The following is a 19,818-nucleotide window of genomic DNA, read 5'->3' as shown; positions in this document are numbered from 1 at the left end:
CGGTTTGAATAAATTTGTTCACTTTCTAACGATTTTTTTCACCACTGCCTGTGCCGGTTTGAGGATGTGGCCGTCGTGATCGCGCGGCTGCATGGGGCTCACGCGTTTGCCGCTGTCTTTTTCCAGCAGCACGGAATGCGCCTCACCAGAGGCAAACAGGTGGCGTTCGCCCCATTGCCGCAGCGCGACGATGGCCGGGAACAGGCTCTCGCCTTTGCTAGTCAGCACGTATTCCTGGTAGGCGCTGCCATCGGAGGCCGGCTGAATGTCCAGCAAGCCCTCTTCCACCAGCGCGCTCAGGCGGTCAGACAGGATGTTGCGAGCGACGCCGAGGTTGCGCTGGAAGTCGCCGAAGCGGCGGATGCCGTCCAGCGCGTCGCGCACGATCAGCATCGACCAGCGGTCGCCCACCAGGTCGACGGCGCGGGCGACGGGACAATCGTCTTGTTGCAGGGATTTTCGTTTGGCCATGGTTGCATTTTAAAACTGGTTTACGGTAGGCTGCAACCAGTTTTGTTTTGCAACTAGATTTGGAGCCTGATCGTGCCACGTTCTTTAGTATTGTTGTTTGCCTGCGCCAGCGGGCTGAGTGTCGCCAATGTGTATTACGCGCAACCGTTGCTGGATGCGCTGGCGGCGGATTTTGGGATCAGTCATGCGGCAGTCGGCGGCGTGATCAGCGCCACGCAGGCGGGCAGCGCGTTGGCCCTGGTGCTGCTGGTGCCGCTGGGCGACCTGCTGCCACGGCGGCGCCTGATGCTGGCGCAACTGGTGACGCTGGCGGTGGCGTTGGTGGGTGTTTGTCTGGCGTCGGGCACGGTGTCGCTGATGGCGGGCATGCTGGCGGTCGGCATGTTGGGCACGGCCATGACGCAGGGCTTGATTGCGTATGCGGCCAGCGTTGCCGCCGAGGACGAGCGCGGGCGCGTGGTCGGTGCGGCGCAAAGCGGCGTGGTGGCGGGCTTGCTGCTGGCGCGCGTGTTTGCCGGGCTGGTCGCGGATCAGGCCGGATGGCGTGGCGTGTATGCCGCCTCGGCCGCCATCATGCTGGCGCTGGCCCTGCTGCTGTGGCGTGCGCTGCCGGTGCAGGTCGCGGCCGATGCTGCGCCACAGCGTGAAGGTGGCGCTCCCGCATCGCCACCGCAGTCCTACCTGCGCCTGCTCGCCTCCGTGTTCAGCCTGCTGTGGCGCAACCGCGTGCTGCAAGTGCGCGGCATGATTGCGTTGCTGATGTTCGCCGTGTTCGGCACCTTCTGGAGCGCGCTGGTTTTCCTGATGAGCGCTCCGCCCTACAGTTATTCGCATACGACAATCGGCGCCTTCGGGCTGGTCGGCCTGGCCGGTGCGCTGGCCGCCGCCCGCGCCGGACGCTGGGCCGATCGGGGCCGCGCGCAACACACTTCCGGCATCGCGCTGACGCTGATGCTGCTGTCCTGGCTGCCGCTGGCATTCGCACCACACTCGCTGATCGCCCTGCTCATCGGCATCCTGGCGCTGGATCTGGCCGTGCAAGCCCTGCACGTCACCAACCAGAGCCTGATCCTGCGTTCCGGCACCGAGCACAGCCGGCTGATCGGCGGCTACATGCTGTTCTACGCCATCGGCAGCGGCGCCGGTGCGCTGGCCGCCACCAATGTCTATGCGATGGCGGGCTGGTCCGGCGTCTGCCTGCTGGGAGGCGGACTCAGCCTCGGAGCACTGCTGTTCTGGCATGCCACAAAGTGGCCTGTCCGGATTGCAAAAGTGGCCGGACCAATCTAGAATGGTCTGACCAAATAAACGTTTTACCAAAATAAAGAGACAAAAACCCGTGACCTCCCCATCCGCCCTGATTGCGGCTGTTGCCGCGACCCTGCTCGCCCTTCCCGCCCACGCCGAGGGTCCGTACCGCAACCCGGACAACAAAAGCGTCTACGACGCCGGCGAAGGCACCTACCCTGTGCCCTACAAAAAGCCGACCGTGGCCGAAATCACCGCCTCGATGGACCGCATTCGCGGCTACCTGGAAACCACCACGCCGACCAAGATCGTCCACAAAAGCACCGGCATCCAGATTACCGACTTCAGCCAGCCGGTGGCCGACGCCGTCGTCGAGCCGAGCAGCGCGGAATGGAACTTCCAGGTCTACGAAATGGGTGTCGTCCACGCCGGCCTGATCAAGGCGGCGGCCGTCACTGGCGACAACAAATTCACCGCCATGACGGCGCGCCACTTCCAGTTCATCGCCGACAAGTACCCCTACTTCAAGGCGCAGGAACAGCAATTCCACCTGGAGCGCGCCAACAGCTTCGCCCGCGTGATCGATCCGCGCTCGCTGGATGACGCCGGCTCCATGTGCGCCGCCATGATCCGCGCCAAGTTCGCCAAAGTCGGCCCGGACATGGGCCAGTTCATCGACACGTGCAGCAACTGGGTCGCCAAGAAACAGTTCCGCCTGAAGGACGGCACGCTGGCGCGCCAGCGTCCGCAAGCGGTGTCGCTATGGGCCGACGATATGTACATGGGCGTGCCGGCGCTGGCCGAAATGGGCCACCTGACCGGCAAGCGCGAATACTATGACGACGCCGTCAAGAACGTGCTGCAGATGACGCACTACCTGTTCAATCCGCAGCTGAGCCTGTATACCCACGGCTGGAACGCCAACAATCCGGACGCGCCGCGCTTCTACTGGGCGCGCGCCAACGGCTGGGCAGTGCTGACCATGAGTGACCTGCTGGACGTGCTGCCGAAGGATCACCCCGGCTATCCGAAAGTGCTGGCGCAACTGCGCACCACGCTGCGCGGCATCGCCGAACTGCAATCGGGCGAAGGCCTGTGGCACCAGATGCTGGACCGTAATGACTCCTACCTGGAAACCTCGGCCAGCGCCATCTTCACCTACGTGATCGCACACGCCGTCAACGAAGGCTGGGTCAGCGCCGCCACCTACGGCTCGATCGCCCAAGCCGGCTGGGTTGGCCTGACGACCCGCATCAATTCGCGCGGCCAGGTGGAAGGTACCTGCGTCGGCACCACCTTCGCCAGCGACCAGATCTACTACTACAACCGTCCGACCAGCGTTGACGCGCTGCACGGCTACGGCCCGGCACTGCTGGCCGGCGCCGAGATGATCAAGCTGATCAACAATCCGAAGATTGATGTCCAGGTCAAGCTACGCACCTACCACTACGTGCCAAAAGATGCCGGCGCCACCAACTACAGCCATGAATAAGGGGACGACCACCATGCGCACCTATCTGTTGCCGATTGCTGTCCTGCTGAGCGGCGGCGCTGCCCAGGCGGCCGAGCTGGCCAAAATCACCGTCACCAACGACCTCGATCTGGCGCGGCCATCGGAAACCATCGCCATCCCGTGGAGCGAGATCAACCGCGCGCTGCCTGGCGCGCTGATCCAGAAGATCGCCGTCAAGGACAGCAAGGGCAATGTGCTGCCGTACCAGGTCAGCAATGTCGCGCCGCAGGCCAAGGATCCGAAAGGCATTGGCGTCGCTTATGGCGAGCTGTACTTCCAGCACAGCTTTGCCGCCGGCGAGAAACAGGCCACCTTCACAGTGGAAAAAACCGAGACGGTAACGCAGCCGTTCGCCGCCAAAACCTTCGCCCGTTACGTACCGGAACGGCTGGACGACTTCGGCTGGGAAAACGACCACGTTGCGCACCGCACCTACGGCCCGGCGCTGGCCGCACCGGACACGGCCGGCGTCGGCAAGGAAGTGCTGGTCACCAGCGGACTGGACATCTGGTTCAAGCGCGTCGACTACCCGATCGTCGACCGCTGGTACAACAAGGGCCACGACCACTATCACCACGACGAGGGTGAAGGCATGGACATGTACAACGTCGGCAAATCGCGCGGCGCCGGCGGCACCGGCGTGTGGGACGGCAAGCAGCTGTATGCCGGTCGCAACTACGCGTCGTGGAAAGTGCTGGCCAACGGCCCGATCCGCACCATCTTCGAGCTGAACTACGATAGCTGGGATGCGGCTGGCGCCAAGGTCAGCGAAGTCAAGCGCTTCACAGTGGATGCCGGCCAGGACTTCGACACCATGGACAGCACCTTCACCTTCAGCGGCCCGCAGCAGCTGAACGTGGCGGTCGGCCTGAACAAGAAACCATCCGACAAAAACCAGGACGAAAAGATCGCCGTCGGCCGTGATGGCGTGGCCGTGACGCAGTGGGTCACGCAAGCGACCAAGGGCGCGTTCGGCACCGCCATCGTACTTCCGAGCGCCACCGCCGTCACCGAAGACGCGCTGAACGAATTGATCGTGGCGCCGGTAGAATCCGGCAAACCGCTGCGCTACTACATCGGCGCAGCCTGGGACCGCGCCGGCCACGTCAAGACGGCAGCCGAGTGGCAGGACAAAGTCAAACTCATGACCGCCCGCGCCACCCACCCGCTGAAAGCCACCGTCGCGCCATAACCCTATTGCATGGTGAAGGTTTGCTGGGCAGTGTCGACGGCGTAGTTTTTGGCGCTGTCCCAGTAGGTGAAGGTGTAGCGTACTACATCGCCTGCCTTCAGACCGCCGGCGGTGTAGCTGTTGATGCCGGCATTTTGCGTCATCCGCACGTTCTGCTGACCGCCATTGTTGACGGTGTAGTGCACGTCGGCCCAGCTTGAACTGGTCAGCGAGAACTTCAGCATCGTCGCGCTGGCCTGGACCGCTGCCGGCGTCGGGGTCGGCGTCGGGGTCGGCGTCGGGGTCGGTGTAGGCGTTGGTGTGGGAGTGGGAGTGGGAGTTGGCGTCGGGGTCGGCGTTGGAGTTGGCGTTGGAGTCGGCGTCGGCGTTGGCGCCGCCACGCCGCTATCCCAGATGATGTCGTCAACCGACATCTGGAACGCCGATTGCGGCAACGCCGCGCCATCGCTGGCGATCTGGAACAAATCCAGCATCGATTGCAGCGCGACTTTGCTCCCCGCCAGGTCGGCAATCGGTATCGTCGCCGTGCCCCAGTCGCCATTGCGCACCAGCCCGTAGGTGGTGGCATTCGCCGGGAATTTCACCGCGTTCTGATTCGTGTAGGTGTCCTGCACCCCTACTGTGAACGCGACGTTCGCCGGGATCTTGATCTTCAATTTCATATTGCCGTTGCGGAAGCCGCTCATGTCGCGCGCCTGACGCGATTCCACGCTGCCGCCAAACCACGAACCCGGCGTGTTGAAACTCCACGACATTGCGTTCGCGCCTTCATACGGCGCGATAGTGCCAGTCGTGGTGGAGGCGGTGTTCCAGACGAAGATGTCCGAGGTGGTGCCCGCGTTCAGCTTGTTGTTGACCACGGTGTTATCGGTGAACACGCCAAACTTGCCCACTTCCGCCGGCGTCTGGTTGCCCAGCTTGACCGAACCCTTGCCGTCCAGCTGGTACACGCGCACGTAGTCGACGTACATGGTGCCCGGCAGCGGCGCCGTCACCTGCGCCGGCGTGGCCGCGTCGGTAAAGTTGCCGCCCACCGCCAGGTTGAACAGCAGATAGAACGGCGCTTGCAACGCGGTCGAGTTGACCGGCAGCGGGCTATTGTACATATCGTATTCCAGACCGTTATCCACCACCGTGAAACGCATCTGCGATTCAGTCCAGTAGAAGCGATAGATCACGAAACGGTTGGCCAGCGATTGCGCCGGCGTGTACCAGTTCTTGGTCTGCCATGCGGTGGAGGCGGCGCAGCTCTCGTTGCCGGTCACGCAAGCTGCCTGCTGCCAGGTGATCACGTTCGAACCGGTAAAGTTGTCGATGGCTGGCGTCGGCGTGCCGGCCGCCGCGCGGCTGCTGGCCTTGTGGCCCATCTCGACGATGTCGATCTCGCCCTTGCGCGGCCACGCCTGCGGGCTGGTGCCCAGCATCCACGCAGCCGGCCACAAACCGATGCCCAGCGCCGGCGTCGCCATGCGGATCTCGACCATGCCGTACTGCACCTGCACCTTATTGAACGAATCCAGTTTGCCGGAGGTGAAGACGTTGCTGCCCACCGTCTGGCTGCGCGCCTGGATCGCCAGCGCGCGCGTGTTTGGCTCGAACGGCACGTTGACCAGCGAAAGGTTGTTGGGACTGTAGTATTCCAGCTCTTGATTGCCGTAGCCGCACAGGTTGATCTGGCAGCCGTTGCCGTCGTAGGTATTCCACAAACTGGTGTTCAACGTGGCGCCGTTGAACTCCTCCGACCACAGCAACTGGCCGATAACGGGACTGGTGACGCTGGCCATCGCGGGGGCCGCATACGCCAGTGCAATGCTGGCGGCAACGGCGGACAAAACGAATTTCTGGTGGTTCATTATGTCTCCTTTTATTATCACTCCACGCAAATTGGAAACGATTCCAATTGCTGGTGAAAATATATTCCCATAAATATTTTTTGTCAACGGCAGTGCGCAAACGGAACGCGTTGCTGTAATAAATAGACAACTGCGACACAATTCCGTATCCTAGACCACGCAATACCCATTGCTAACGAGCATGGGAAATATGAAAACGGTTACTCGTGCGCAATTTCTTTTCCTTTTTAGTCAGCCGGGCAGCCTGGGCACTGTTGTTTGCGCTGGCGACGCCGCTGGCGGCAGGCGCGCCGTCGCCGTGGAAACAGCTGGCGCCCACCATGTTCGAACACCTGGTGCCGGCCGAACGCGGCTTCCCGAGTCCGGTCACCATGAGCATCGCCCAGGATGGCGACGGCTTCCTGTGGTTTGCCACCCAATCCGGCCTCGGCCGTTGGGACGGCTACCGCATGCGCAATTTCTTTTACCGCGCCAGTGATCCGCATTCGTTGCCGGCCGATTTCGTGCAGACGCTGCATGTCGACCGGCAGGGCCGGCTGTGGCTGGGCACGACCACCGACGGCGTCGCCATGTACGACAAGCGCAGCGAAACCTTCGTGCGCTATCCAGCCGGGCCGCAAGGCCTGAGCAGCCCCGCCGTAGCCGCGCTGGCCAGCGATCCGCGCGGCGGCCTGTGGGTCGGCACCGCCGCCGGCCTCGACTACATCGACCTGCCCCACGGCGGCGTCATCCGCCACTATCCGCGCAACAGCGACGCCGCCGGCGGCGCGCGCAGCAACCAGATCCGCTCGCTGCTGACCGAGGCCGATGGCACGTTGTGGATCGGCTCCAACGCCGGCCTGGCGCGGCGCGACGCCGCCAGCGGCCAGGTCGCGGATCTGCCGGTCGCCGGCGTCGACGACGCCGTGCTGTCGCTGGCCAGTAATCGCGCCGGCGAAGTGCTGTTCGGCACCACCAAGAGCGGCATCGGCGTGGCCAGCGTGGCGGCCGGCGCGCGGTTGCTGGAACTGGACCAGGTCAAGGACGCCGCCGACACCATGGTGCTGTCGATCGCCGAAATCATGCCCGGCACCTGGTGGGCCGCCACCTATGGCGGCGGCCTGATCGAATTCGACATTAACGGCCACAGCCGCCGCATCCAGCACCGCCCGGCCATGTCGATCAGCCTGGCGCACGACCGCACCGCCGCCATCTGGCGCGACCACAGCGGCCTGGTCTGGGTGGCCACCGAGCGCGGCGTCGACATCCACAACCCCGCCAACCGCACCGTCGACACCATCCTCGACGGCGCCGGCCTGGCCGAAATTTCCGCCTTCGCGTTCATGACCGACAGCGGCGGCCGGCTGTGGGTCGGCCTGGGCGACCAGGGTATCGACCTGATCGACGCCGACGGCCGCCGCCACGCCGGCCTGCGGCCGGACGCCAGCCGGCCGGACAGCGCCCTGCCCAACCGTCTGGTGCTGAGCCTGACCGAGGCCGAACCGCAGGAAGCCTGGATCGGCAGTTCGCTCGGCCTGTACCACACCAGCGGCCTCGGTACCCAAGTGCGGCGCGTGCCGTTGCCGCTGGGCGATCCCTATCCGCGCATCGCCAGCGTGCTGCGCCAGGGCGAGCTGCTGTGGCTGGGCCTGCCTTCCGGCCTGATGCGCTACGACCTGCGCAGCCGCAGCGCCACCCTGTTCACCCAGGGACCGCCCGGCAGCGGCGGTCTCAGCGACAACCGCATCACCGTGATGCGCGCAGGCCCGGACGGCGCGCTGTGGATCGGCACCCGCAAAGGCCTTAACCGCTTCGATCCGGCTACCGGCAAGGCCGAGCAGATCCTGCCCGGCGGCAATCCGGCCACCTCGCTGCCAGCGAGCTACATCGGCTCGCTGACCTTCGACGGCCAGGGCAGGCTGTGGGTGGCCAGCAGCAGCGACGGCATCGCCATCCTCGACGGCCGCAACGCCGACGGCACGCGCCGCTTCCGCCGGCTCGACGCCAGTTCCGGCCTGCCGGCCAATAACTCCGCCGCGCTGCAAACCGACCGCAGCGGCCGCATCTGGGCCTCGACCTCGGACGGCATCGCCTCGATCGACAGCACCACCTTGCAGGTGCAGGTGCTGGACCGCGCGGCCGGCCTGGTGTTCCAGCCCTACATCACCAACGCGGCCGGCCAGACCGCCAGCGGCGACATCGTGTTCGGCACCTCGGGCGGCTACGTGGTGGTGCAGCCGGTGCCGGCGCAGCCGTGGCGCTACCAGCCGCCGCTGGTAGTCAGCTCGGTGCGGCTGGACCATGAGATGGTGCCGCCGGGCGGCCTGCTGGGCGCCGACGGCGCCGCCCTCGAGATTCCGTCCGGCACCCGCAAGGTCGAGGTGGAAATCGCCGCACTCGATTATTCCGCCAGCCAGCGCAACCGCTACGCCTTCCGTCTCGACGGCTACGACAAGGACTGGGTCGAGGCCGACGCCAGCCACCGCGCCGCTACCTACGCCAACGTCCCGCCCGGCCGCTACCGCCTGTACATGCGCGGCAGCAACCGAGTCGGCGCCTGGAGTCCGCACGAACTGAGCATGGAGCTGCACTTCCTGCCAGCCTGGTACCAGACCTGGTGGGCCCGCCTCGGCGCGCTGCTGGCGGTGCTGGCCTGCGCCTGGGGCACCTACCGCTGGCGGGTGCGCAACCTGCAACAACAGGTGTACTCGCGCACGCTGCACCTGGAACGGGTGCACGCCATCGTCAAGTCCATCAATGACGAGCTCGACTTCGACGCCTTGCTGCACACCATCCTGCGCGAATCGTCCGCCATCGGCGACGTCAGCGTGGCCTATGCGCTGATTTCGCAATCGCCGGGCGGGCCGATGGCGATCCGCGCGCGCTGGGGCTACGACGCCCTGCCGTCGGCGCGCGACGGCGTCTCGCCGCGCGCCGCGCAAACCCAGTTCGTCGACGCCGCCGTGGTGATCGCGCCCGACATGTTCCTCAAGCAGCGCACCATGCTGGCGGTGCGCATCCGCGTCGACAACCAGGTGCAGGGCTACCTGGTGTTCAAGCAGAGCGCGCCGTTTGCGCGCAAGGACCTGGAGATGTTCAAGGCGTTGAAGGAGCCGTTTGTCTCGGCCTTCCAGAAAGCCAGCGCCATCAGCGCCATCCAGCAGGCCCGTGCCGACGCCGAGGCCTCAACCCGCGCCAAGAGCGAGTTCCTGGCCAATATCAGCCACGAGATCCGCACGCCGATGAACGCCATCCTCGGCTTTGCCGGGCTGGGCGTGCACCTCGACCTGCCGGCCAAGCCGCGCGACTACTTCACCAAGATCGGCCGCGCCGGCCAGAATCTGCTCAACATCATTGACGATGTGCTGGACTTCGCCAAGATCGAATCCGGCAAGCTGGAACTGGAGACAGTGCCATTCGACCTGTCCGAAACGCTGGCCCAGATCGCCGACCTGTTCTCGTGGCGGGCGGCGGAAAAAGGCCTGGAGCTGCTGGCCTGGGCCGCGCCGGAAGTGCCGCTGCAGCTGGTCGGCGATCCGCTGCGGCTGAACCAGGTGCTGGTCAACCTGGTCGGCAACGCCCTCAAATTCACCGCCGACGGCCACATCGGCCTGCGGGTGGACCTGCTGGACGGCGCCGCCGTCTCTGCCCCCGGCACGCCGGTGCGGCTGCGCTTCAGCGTCGAAGACAGCGGCGTCGGCATCAGCGCCGAGCAGCAGGCGCGCCTGTTCCGCGCCTTCTCGCAAGCCGACACCAGCACCACCCGCCTGTACGGCGGCACCGGCCTCGGCCTGGCGATTTCGCAGCAGCTGGTGCAAGCCATGGGCGGCGTTATCGGCATCAACAGCACGCCCGGCCACGGCAGCTGCTTCTACTTCGACCTGGAACTGCAACGCCAGGCCGACGCGCTGCCGGCGCCGGTGCCGATGCCAGTCGGCGCCGCCGGCAAGCAAATCCTGGTGGTGGACGACTGCGCCATGCTGCGCGACATGCTGGGCCGCCAGTTGCGCGCCGACGGCTTCGTAGTGCATGCCGTCACCAGCGGCGCCGAGGCGCTCGATTACCTGGCCACGCAAGCGGCCGACCTGGTGCTGCTAGACTGGGATTTACCCGACCTCGACGGCGCGGGGATTGCGCGCCGCATCCACCAGCTGCCAGGTCACACGCAACTGCCGCTGGTGCTGATGATGACCGAATTCGCGCGCGAACCGGCGGCGCAGGCGGCCGGCCAGGCCGACATCGCCACCATCCTGGTCAAGCCGCTGACGCCGCCACAACTGCTGGACGCGGTTCTGGTTGGCCTGGGGCTGGCAGCGCCGGCGCGGCCGCCGGTAGCGGTCTCGGCCTCGCTGTCGGAAGCGGCGCAGCGCATCGCCGGCGCCCACGTGCTGGTGGTCGACGACAACGTCATCAACCAGCAGGTGGCGCGTGAAGTGCTGCTGCGCGCCGGCGTGCAGGTGGAGCTGGCCAGCAGCGGCGCCGACGCCCTGGCGCTGGTTGACCTGGCGCCGTTTGACGCGGTGCTGATGGATATCCAGATGCCCGGCATGGACGGCTACGAAACCACCGCCCGCATCCGCGCCCAGCCGCGCCACGCGCAACTGCCGCTGATCGCCATGACGGCGCACGCGGTGCCCGGCTTCCGCGAAAGCAGCCTGGGCATGGGCATGAACGATTACGTCACCAAGCCGATCGATCCGGAGCGGCTGTTCACGGTGCTGGCCGGGCAGATGCGGCACACCCCGGAACGCGCTGCGGCGGTGGACGCCGCTGCCGCCGCGACCGCAGCAGCGGCAGCGGCGCCGGACCACATTCCGGCCCTGCCCGGCATCGACATGGAAGCCGCGCTGGCGCGACTGGGCGGCAACGTCAAACTGCTGAACGTGCTGCTACAACGCTTTGTCGGCGACTTTGCGCCGGCGCCGGAGCGGCTGCTGGCCGCCATCGACAATGGCGCCTACGAGCAGGCGGCGCTGCTGGTGCACAAGGTGCGCGGCGCGGCCGGCAATCTGTCGATGCCGGAACTGCACCGCACTGCCGGTGAACTGGAACAGCTGCTGATGGCGCCGCAACGCGGGCCGCTGGAAGACGCGCTGGCCGCCTTCGCCGCCGCGCTGGAGCGCGTGCTGGACGGCGTGCAGGCGCAGCGCGGGGATACGCAGGATCAGATCGCGTCGGTCTCGCCGTAGCGCAGTTCCACCATGCTGCGCGGGCCATCGGCGGCCGGACCGCAGCCGCACATGGCCACCACCGCGTGGCGTAGATGATCCAGGCCCAGCGTCTTCTCGATGTCGGCGTCGTTGATGGCGGCGGTGATGAAGGCCGGCAGCCCCGCCTCGGTCGCCAGCAGGTAGAAGGTCTGCGACAAATGGCCGGCATCCAGCGCCACCGCGCGGAACGCCTTCTGGTGATTGCGGTACTTCCAGTAGCTGCGCTCCAGCCGCGCCACCAGCACCACTTGCAGCGGCGCGCCCGACAGCCAGTGCTGGTCGGCCAACATAAAGCGCGACAACGCCGCGGCCGCTTCATGGTCCATGGTCTGCAACGGCCGCAGCTCGTGCGCCATCGGGTGATAGTGATACAGGCCCGGCGCCACGCCGTCGACCCGCTGCGCCAGCACGAAGGCTTCGATCGGATGCAGGCCGCCGCCGGAGGGGCTGGTCTTCTTCAGCACTTCGGAATGCGGTCCGACCTGGCGCACTTCCTGCGCGCCGAAAGTGCGTTGCAGCAGCCGCGCCACCACTTCCAGCGGCACACTGGCTCGCAAATCGTAATTTCGGCCGGTATAGCGCTGCAACAGCTGCTCATCCATGCGGCCCGACGCGGGGGCCGGCAGCGCAATGGCCTGTTCGGGATTGATGTCCAGCGTCGGCGGCGGCGGTTCGCCGAAGCGTTCCAGCAGCGCCTGGAAGCTGGGCGCCTCCATGCCGGTTTCCTCGACCACGCCGCGCCAGCGGCCAAAGGTATGCGCCAGCGCCGACAGCGGCCGCCAGTGGGTGTCGCGCAGCGTATCGTCGCGCGCGCGCTGGGCGGCATACTGCGGCGTGTCGCCGATCAGCAGGCCCAAGTCCAGCAGCTTGGCGATGCACACCTCGCCGTACTGCTGCTCGGCGGCGCTGCGCTCGCGCCACACGGTCTGGCTGGCGCCGCCCAACGCGGCCAATTGCGCGGCGTCGATGGGGATTTCCTGGTCCAGGTGCGGCGCCAGCGCCACCCAGTGGCTGCTGGCGGCCAGAGCGTTGCCGCCGGACAACACTGTGCGCCAGTCAATCGATAAATCTTCGCGCGATTCAATGTACAACACGGCACAGCGGCGTAGTTTCATGGGGCGTCCTCTCAGGCCAAGATACGATGAAGTCTAGCGCACGGTTATTGATCTGGCAATTAAACTCTTGGCAAGCTGCGCACTTTGTCGTAGCATGAGTTGGAAGCCACGACCGTGACTTCCCATCCTTTTTTAGAAGGGCTCACTCCATGCATACTTCGAACGAACTCCGCTCCATCCTCGACAAACTGGCCAGTGATGACAAGTTCCGCACGCAATTGCAGGCCGACCCGGTAGCTACCCTGGCCAAGCTCGGCATTACGCTGAGCGCCGACCAGGTGCCGGACCACATCAGCCTGCCATCCAAGGCCGATATCGCAGTGGAACAGCACGAGTTGCAACGTGAACTGGAAACCACCGCCGCCATGATTCCATTCCTGCTGTCGGGCGCGCTGGTCGCGGCTTAATTTCTTCCCTAGTCAATCGTCACCGCGACTTCGCGGTTACGATTGGCTGCATTCCCGGCATAGTCTTCGGCGTCGATACGCAGCAGATAATTGCCGGGACCTAGCTCCCCTACCTTCCAGCCGCCGGGCGTCAGCTTCCCATTGATCAGCTTGTTGTTGATGGCATAGGCAAAGCGCGTCTCGCTGGCGCCATGCACGGTAATCCCACTATTGGCCGCATAGGCCAGCTTGACCGCCTCGCGGTTGCGCGGCAAACGGTCGTACTGCTGCGTCACCACCGGCACGCTCACGCCCGGAATGATCTCGCCGTCCTGGTTCAGCAATTGGTAGCCCAGCTTGTACAGGCCGAGACGGCGGCGCGCCTGGTTGCCGTTGATCTGGTCGCTGGCCTCCACCACAATCTGCACCTCGCCCAGGCTGCGCTGGATCAGCAGGCGGCCGTCGCGCTTCTCGGTCAGCGGCTTGCCGTTGGCGTCGATAATGCTGATGCTGTGGATGGTCGGCGCGATGCTGTCTTCCAGATCAATGAACGGCAGTTGCAGCGGATTCAGCGCGCCGCCGTTGGGCTTGTAGTCCAGATGGACATGCGCCATGCGGTTGACCGTGCCCAGCGTCTCGCCGGCCACGAAGCGCGTGCCGCGCCGCACCCGCACCGCGTCCGCCACGCTCTTGTCGTTCTTCGACAGCAGGAAGCGAGGATCATTGAACAGCTTGTCCTTGGCGTCGCGCCCGACGCGCAGGTGGATGTAGTGCAGGCCGCCAAACGCCAGCCCTTCCGACAACTCGCCATAGCCCGAGCTGGCGCGCGGATCGCTGACCTTGCCAGGCGTGATGGTCAGCACCGGCGTGCCGATCGCCGCCTGCACATCCATGCCGGCATGGAAATGATCGCGCCGCTCGCCGTTGAAATCGCCGCGCACCTCGCCCATCAAGCCGACCACCTCATGCGCCTTGTTCTGTGGCGCTACCGGCCACTGCATGGTGGCGCTGCGCGACGGCGCGCCCGGCGGCGGCTCGTCGGCCACCGGCTCGGTGTCGGCGCTGACCATGGCGATGTGGTGCAGGCGGAACGTCGCGCCATCGGTGACGAACAGCGTGCCGTCCTTGTACACGGCGATGCCGCGCGGCGAATACAGGCGTACGCTGCCATCCGCGCCATAGCCCGGCTGGGCCGGATGATCGACATCCTGCAAAGCCGCCACCTGGCCCTGCGGCGTGATCTGCGCCACGCGGCCGTGGGCGCTGCTGGCGATGTACAGGAAGCCGTCCCTGGTGACGGCAATGCCGACTGGTGAGCGCAGCAGCGAATCGCGCTCGTCGTCCTTGGCCTCGGCGATGGTGCTGAGGTTGCCGTCCTTGCTCAATTTGCGGATCGCGTGGTTGGCGGTGTCGGCGATGTACAGCTCGCCGGCAGGGCCGAGCGCGATGCCGGTCGGCGTATCGAACAACGCCTGTTCACCGGCGCCATCGGCCATGCCGGCGCGCTTGCCGCCGGCGATGGTGGTGACTGTGCCGTCCGGCGCGATGCGGCGGATGCGGTCGTTATAGGTATCGGCCACGTACACCACGCCAGCGGCATCCACTGCCACGCCGACCGGACCGTTGAACTGGGCGCCGGCGCCCTTGCCGTCCTTGCTGCCCGCCAGACCGTCGCCAGCCAGCGTCGACACCGTGCCGTCCGGCTTGATCTTGCGGATGGCATTGTTGCCAGTGTCCGCCACATACAGATTGCCAGCGGCGTCGGTCGCCAGCCCGGACGGTGTGTTGAACGCAGCCGCCGTCGGCGCGCCTTCCGCGTAGCCCTCGGTGCTGCCGGCCAGCGTGGTGCTAATGCCGTTCAGGTCGATCTTGCGGATGCTATTGTTGTCGCCGCCGTCGGCGACGTACAGATTGCCCTGCGCATCCAGCACCACGCCGAACGGATCGGCAAAGCGCGTGCGCCTGCCGCTGCCATTGCTGCTGCCCGGCAGACCGTCGCCAGCCAGGGTGGTAACGCGCGCATGCCACTGCACCGGCGTGCCGTTGGCGGCGGACCGCGTCTGCGCGCCGGTCTCGTCCGCATGTTTGGAAGAATGCACAAGCACATATGCCACGCCGCCGCCGACTGCGGCGCCGCCCAGCATCAGGCCAGCCAGTAAGAGTTTGAATTGAGTAGGAGACACTTGCCGGAACCTAAACGTTGACTTATAGAAAGCTTAACCGATCTACGGCACGTTGCGGCGAAAAAAAAGCCCGCTACTGAGAGCGGGCTGAAGTCTATTTCCTTGGAGGAGATAGAGGAGACAGGTGAATGATGCTGCATTGCGACATATAAAGCTAATTTATCTTAGCAATAGCAGAGATTCACCAGTCGCATAATGTCACAGCATCATGCCGCCCGAAGCTTCGATGCGCTGGCCGTTGAACCATCCACTCTCGTCCGACAGCAGCACCGCCACCGCGCCGCCGATGTCGTCCGGCAGCCCCACCCGTCCCAGCGCCGTGTTGGCCGCCACCATCGCGTTGACTTGCGGATTGTCGCGCACCACGCCGCCGCTGAAGTCGGTGGCGATCGCACCCGGCGCCAGGGTGTTGACGCGGATGCCACGCTCGCCCAGTTCCTTGGCCAGATAGCGCGTCAGCACCTCGATGCCGCCTTTCATCACCGCATACGCAGCCTTGCCCGGCATCGAGAAGCGCGCCAGGCCGCTCGACACGTTAAGGATACTGCCGCCGTCGGCCAGCAGCGGCAACAGCGTCTGCGTCAGGAAAAACACGCCTTTCAGGTGCACATTCATCAGTTCGTCAAACTGCTGCTCGGTGGTTTCCGCGAACGGCACGTTGGCGCTGTTGCCGGCGTTGTTGACCAGTGCGTCGAAGGTCTGGCGGCCGAACTCGCTTTCCAGCAGCGCCGCGAAACCGGCCTTGAATGCGGGGAAGCTGACGGTGGCGCCCGCATCCAGCTGCAAAGCCGCCGCTTTGCGGCCCAGCGATCGCACTTCGGCCACCGTGGCGTCGGCCGCATCCGCACGTGCCTGATACGTAATGACCACATCCCAACCGGCCCGCGCCAGATGCAGCGCTGCAGATTTGCCCAGGCCCCGGCTACCGCCGGTAATCAATGCAATACGATTACTCATGTTGTCTTCCTCTCTGGATGGCGGTCACCAATGGACCACCCTGACTAGAGTCTAGATCCGTATAATCAACAGATAAACTGCGTTAAATCGACATCACTAATCCAAAAATGAAGACAATCCCCTCTACCGAAGACTTGCGCATCTTTCTGTGGGTGGCGCGCCTGTCCAGTTTTACGCGCGCGGCCGAGCAGTTGCAGCTGCCGCGCACTTCGATTTCCAACGCCATCCAGCGGCTGGAAGAGCGGCTTGGCGCTCGCCTGCTCCAGCGCACCACGCGTCGCGTGCAGATCACGCGCGAGGGCGAGGAACTGCTGGAACGCTGCGAACGCCTGCTGGACGACCTCGATGACATCGGCGCGCTGTTCCAGCAAGGCAGCCAGCTGCAAGGCCGCATCCGCGCCGACATGCCGCTGGGCATGGCCGCTGGCATCGTGCTGCCGCGCCTGCCCGAATTCCTGCAACGCCACCCGGCGCTGCAAATCGACATCTTCAGCACCGACCGCCGCGTCGACCTGCTGAGCGAAGGCTTCGACCTGGTGGTGCGCGCCGGCGCCGTGGTGGACGAGTCGCTGGTGTCGCGCCCGCTGCTGACGCTGGAGCTGCTGAACGTCGCCAGTCCCGCCTACGTGGCCGAGCACGGCCTGCCCACCACGCTCGACGAGCTACCCCACCACTGGCTGGTCAACTACCAGCCCAATCCGGCCAGCCAGCCGGCCGCGTTTGAATATCTGGACGCCGCCAGCGGCAGCAGCCTGTATGTGCCGATGCGCCACAAGGTCACCGTCAACAACAGCGTGACCTACAACGCCGCCACCCACGCCGGACTGGGCATCGCGCAGATCCCGGCCTCCCGCGCCCGCGCCGAGATCGCCGCCGGGCTGCTGGTGGCGGTGCTGCCCCACCATCAAGCGGCGCCGATGGCGGCCCGCATCCTGTTCCCGCACCGCCGCAACATTCCCCAGCGGGTGCGCGCCTTCGCTGACTGGATCGTCGACATCACCCGCGCCGGGGCGACCTGATCACGGCATGAAAAAAGGGCCGGGTCCCGCAACGCAGGACTCGGCCCTTCCAGTATTCACAAACCTGCTGCTTACTTGGCGTCGGCAGCGTAAGGTAATACGCGCGATGCCATACGGGTATCGGTTTTCAGCAAACCAACTTCGTCGGCCAGAATGTGGACCGCTTCGTTCAGCAGCACATCCTTGGCCGCCTTGGCCTGCTTCTCCGCTTCCAGCTCGGCCGCCAGCGAACGCTCGGAACCCTGCAAGCCGTCATCGCTGCGCAGCGCGCCTTTCACGCCCGCCACTTTCGGCGTCTGCGCCTGCTTGCCGGTTGGCGTCTTGGCCGAAGCCGAGATCGCCTTGTTCAGCGCCTCTTTCGGGTCCGGCACCAGGATCGGATCATCCGCGCCTGGCGTCGGCGACAGCAGACGTGCTTCGCGCAGCTTGGAGCGGGCTTCCTGCTGGTCGCGTTCCTTGCGACGCACCACTTCGTTCAGCGACACCGAATTTTCCTTGCGCTGCTTCTTGACCAGCGCAATGTCCTCGGCCAGGTACTGGAAGTCCTTGTCCTTGGCCACGCGGGCGTCATGCTTCTTGTCCAGCAGCGGCACGATTTCCTTGACGTCGCCGGTCGGAATGTAGACGGCCGGTTTGATCTGGGTCCACGGCAAGGCGTTGTCGTAGCTCGACTCGCCGAAGGTGTCGGAATCGCCCATGGTCGGCAGCTTGATGTCCGGCGTGACGCCGCGCAGCTGGGTGGTGCCGCCATTGATGCGGAAGAACTGCGCAATGGTGAACTTCAGTTCGCCGTAATGCACCTTGTCGCTCTGCGCAAAGCGGTCCAGCCCGAACAGCGTCTGCACGGTGCCCTTGCCGAAGCTCGGTTCGCCGATGATGAGGCCACGGCCGTAATCCTGGATCGCCGCCGCGAAAATCTCCGACGCCGAGGCCGAACCACGGTTGATCAGCACGCCCAGCGGACCATCCCAGGCCATGCCCGGATCGGTGTCGCTCTCGACTTCGACCTTGTTCTCGCCGTTACGCTGCATCACCACCGGGCCCTTGTCGATGAACAAGCCGGTCAGTTCCACCGCCTCGGTCAGCGAACCGCCGCCGTTGTTGCGCAGGTCGATCAGCACGTTGTCGACCTTGTCCTTCTTCAGCTCGACCAGCAGACGCTTGACGTCGCGGGTGGCGCTCTTGAAGTCCTTGTCGCCCTTGCGGCGCGCTTCGAAGTCCATGTAGAAGGTCGGCAGCGAAATCACGCCGACACGGCGCTTGACGTTGCCGTCCTTGATTTCATACACGGCTTTCTTGGCCGACTGCTCTTCCATGCTGATCTTCTGGCGCACCAGCGTCACGAAGGTGTGCTTGGCGTCCGGACCAGCATCGGCCGGAATGATCTCCAGCTTGACGGTCGAATCTTTCGGGCCGCGGATCAGCGCCACCACGTCGTCCAGGCGCATGCCCAGCACTTCGGTGATCGGCGATTTGTCGTCCTTGGCTACGCCGACGATCTTGTCGCCCACCTTGATCTTGCCGGACAGGCCGGCCGGGCTGCCGGTCACGACTTCGCGCACCACGGTGTAATCGTCGCGGCTTTGCAGCACGCAGCCGATACCTTCCAGCGACAGGCGCATGGCGATGTCAAACGCATCGGCCGCGCGCGGGCCCAGATAGTTGGTGTGCGGCTCGATCGACATCGCATACGCGTTCATGAATATCTGAAACACGTCTTCGGCGGTCAGCTTGCGCGACGGGCTGAGATAGCCTTCGTAGCGCTTGTCCAGCGTTTCCTTGATCGACTTGTCATCCTTGCCGGCCAGCTTCAGGCGCAGCCATTCATTCTTGACGCGCTTGCGCCACAGGTCCTTGACCTCGGCGTCGCTCTTGGTCCAGTCGGCCTTTTCGCGGTCGTACTGATAGGTCTCGTCGGAGGTGAAATCGAACTTGCCCTGTTTGACCAGTTCGCGTGCATAGGCGATCCGCTCGTTAAAGCGCTGCTGGTACAGGTTGAAGATGCCGAATGGCACGCTGAGATTCTGGCCGGTGATGGCGTCATCCAGGCGGGTGCGCACGATGGCGTACTGGTCGATGTCGGCCTGGGTGAAAAACATTTTTTCCGCGTCCAGCGACTTGAAGTAGCGGTCGAAGATTTTCTCCGACATCGCATCATCGAGTGGCACCGGCTTGTAATGCAGTTTGGTGAGGACCCGCGAAGCCCACAATGCCGCATCGGTCTGGCCGGGCTGTGGTTTGAGAGGGGTGTCCGCCGTTTTCTCTGGCACGGCGGCGCCGGCCTGCACTGACAGGGCCGCCAACACGGCCACCAACAGTAGTTGCTTCTTCATCGGCATTGCTCCCGAACATATTGATTAAGTTTTGCCCCATTTTACAGGCTAGCGCACGCATGAGGGGCTGGTATTTCAGAGTTTCTCTGCCTAAGCTTAAGGGCGGCTGAAACACCACATTCTTCACCCGGTTTTACTAAGTAGATTCCCTTATTTTTTAGCAAGTTTCCGCTCAAGTCATTGTTTTATAAATAGAAATCTTTTGAGTGGTTCTTCGGTTTTATTGCTTTTTGGCAAAAATCTGCTATGCTTATGATCTTAGTTTCATGTTGATGGCCCGCCAGGCAGCACTTAAGGCAGTGCCCCATCGCCTACGCAAACGCTCCCCCGCCCCTGGAGCCTGCTCGATTCCGAGCGAC

General features: G+C 64.8%; 12 protein-coding genes. 6 read left to right on the top strand and 6 right to left on the bottom strand.

From position 1 onward, the window contains the following. Positions 1 to 18: 18 nt before the first annotated feature. Positions 19 to 471 (bottom strand): winged helix-turn-helix transcriptional regulator, encoded by a 453-nt coding sequence (locus GTP69_RS28075; RefSeq protein WP_161057965.1) that lies wholly within the window; start codon positions 469 to 471, stop codon positions 19 to 21. Between the two features lie 57 nt (positions 472 to 528). Here GTP69_RS28075 and GTP69_RS28070 point away from each other — a divergent pair, with 57 nt between their 5' ends. From GTP69_RS28070 to GTP69_RS28060, 3 genes are read left to right on the top strand one after another with little or no spacing between them, the layout of a single operon-like run. After that, on the top strand, positions 529 to 1,761 hold the full coding sequence (locus tag GTP69_RS28070) for an MFS transporter (protein WP_371868167.1): 1,233 nt from the start codon (positions 529 to 531) through the stop codon (positions 1,759 to 1,761). A gap of 49 nt (positions 1,762 to 1,810) precedes the next feature. Further along, on the top strand, positions 1,811 to 3,211 hold the full coding sequence (locus GTP69_RS28065) for a glycoside hydrolase family 88/105 protein (protein WP_161057963.1): 1,401 nt from the start codon (positions 1,811 to 1,813) through the stop codon (positions 3,209 to 3,211). Then, positions 3,204 to 4,424, top strand: a complete 1,221-nt coding sequence (locus GTP69_RS28060) for a BT3233 family polysaccharide utilization protein (protein WP_229261186.1) — start codon at positions 3,204 to 3,206, stop codon at positions 4,422 to 4,424. The genes GTP69_RS28065 and GTP69_RS28060 overlap by 8 nt, the downstream gene beginning before the upstream one ends. A 2-nt stretch (positions 4,425 to 4,426) precedes the next feature. On the opposite strand, the gene GTP69_RS28055 is transcribed toward GTP69_RS28060, so the two are convergent. Beyond that, positions 4,427 to 6,277 carry a glycoside hydrolase family 16 protein gene (locus tag GTP69_RS28055; RefSeq protein WP_161057962.1) on the bottom strand — a complete coding sequence of 617 codons (1,851 nt, stop codon included), beginning with the start codon at positions 6,275 to 6,277 and terminating at the stop codon, positions 4,427 to 4,429. Positions 6,278 to 6,483: 206 nt separating this feature from the next. Here GTP69_RS28055 and GTP69_RS31770 point away from each other — a divergent pair, with 206 nt between their 5' ends. Continuing rightward, positions 6,484 to 11,445, top strand: a complete 4,962-nt coding sequence (locus GTP69_RS31770) for a response regulator (protein ID WP_161057961.1) — start codon at positions 6,484 to 6,486, stop codon at positions 11,443 to 11,445. Here the strand turns inward: GTP69_RS31770 and GTP69_RS28045 are convergent. After that, a complete protein-coding gene (locus GTP69_RS28045) occupies positions 11,421 to 12,581 on the bottom strand; it encodes a putative peptide maturation dehydrogenase (protein ID WP_161057960.1) in 1,161 nt (386 codons plus the stop codon). The genes GTP69_RS31770 and GTP69_RS28045 overlap by 25 nt on opposite strands. Positions 12,582 to 12,730: 149 nt before the next feature. On the opposite strand from GTP69_RS28045, the gene GTP69_RS28040 reads away from it, so the two are divergent. Continuing rightward, the gene (locus tag GTP69_RS28040) at positions 12,731 to 12,988 is read left to right on the top strand and encodes an NHLP-related RiPP peptide (RefSeq protein ID WP_110847574.1); all 258 of its coding nucleotides are present in this window, start codon (positions 12,731 to 12,733) and stop codon (positions 12,986 to 12,988) included. Between the two features lie 8 nt (positions 12,989 to 12,996). Here GTP69_RS28040 and GTP69_RS28035 read toward each other — a convergent pair whose 3' ends face one another. After that, a complete protein-coding gene (locus GTP69_RS28035; protein ID WP_371868165.1) occupies positions 12,997 to 15,150 on the bottom strand; it encodes a gluconolaconase in 2,154 nt (717 codons plus the stop codon). A gap of 198 nt (positions 15,151 to 15,348) precedes the next feature. After that, on the bottom strand, positions 15,349 to 16,107 hold the full coding sequence (locus tag GTP69_RS28030; RefSeq protein ID WP_161057959.1) for an SDR family NAD(P)-dependent oxidoreductase: 759 nt from the start codon (positions 16,105 to 16,107) through the stop codon (positions 15,349 to 15,351). A gap of 107 nt (positions 16,108 to 16,214) precedes the next feature. Between GTP69_RS28030 and GTP69_RS28025 the strand changes: the two genes are divergently transcribed. Next, positions 16,215 to 17,126: a LysR family transcriptional regulator gene (locus tag GTP69_RS28025; RefSeq protein ID WP_202424602.1), complete on the top strand. Its 912-nt coding sequence runs from the start codon at positions 16,215 to 16,217 to the stop codon at positions 17,124 to 17,126. 71 nt (positions 17,127 to 17,197) lie between these two features. On the opposite strand, the gene GTP69_RS28020 is transcribed toward GTP69_RS28025, so the two are convergent. Continuing rightward, positions 17,198 to 19,459, bottom strand: coding sequence for a carboxy terminal-processing peptidase (locus GTP69_RS28020; RefSeq protein WP_161057958.1), 2,262 nt, complete (start codon positions 19,457 to 19,459; stop codon positions 17,198 to 17,200). Between the last annotated feature and the right edge of the window lie 359 nt (positions 19,460 to 19,818).

The organism is Duganella levis (genome assembly GCF_009857605.1).
Taxonomy (GTDB): Bacteria; Pseudomonadota; Gammaproteobacteria; order Burkholderiales; family Burkholderiaceae_D; genus Rugamonas; species Rugamonas levis.
The sequence above is the reverse complement of the archived record's forward strand: the minus strand, read 5'-3'. Positions and strand labels throughout refer to the sequence as shown.

Bases quoted from the DNA above. Each gene is read 5' to 3' on its own strand.
- GTP69_RS28075 (WP_161057965.1), bottom strand. From the start codon at position 471: ATGGCCAAACGAAAATCCCTGCAACAAGACGATTGTCCCGTCGCCCGC.
- GTP69_RS28060 (WP_229261186.1), top strand. From the start codon at position 3,204: ATGAATAAGGGGACGACCACCATGCGCACCTATCTGTTGCCGATTGCT.
- GTP69_RS28055 (WP_161057962.1), bottom strand. From the start codon at position 6,277: ATGAACCACCAGAAATTCGTTTTGTCCGCCGTTGCCGCCAGCATTGCA.
- GTP69_RS28045 (WP_161057960.1), bottom strand. From the start codon at position 12,581: ATGAAACTACGCCGCTGTGCCGTGTTGTACATTGAATCGCGCGAAGAT.
- GTP69_RS28040 (WP_110847574.1), top strand. From the start codon at position 12,731: ATGCATACTTCGAACGAACTCCGCTCCATCCTCGACAAACTGGCCAGT.
- GTP69_RS28030 (WP_161057959.1), bottom strand. From the start codon at position 16,107: ATGAGTAATCGTATTGCATTGATTACCGGCGGTAGCCGGGGCCTGGGC.
- GTP69_RS28025 (WP_202424602.1), top strand. From the start codon at position 16,215: ATGAAGACAATCCCCTCTACCGAAGACTTGCGCATCTTTCTGTGGGTG.
- GTP69_RS28020 (WP_161057958.1), bottom strand. From the start codon at position 19,459: ATGAAGAAGCAACTACTGTTGGTGGCCGTGTTGGCGGCCCTGTCAGTG.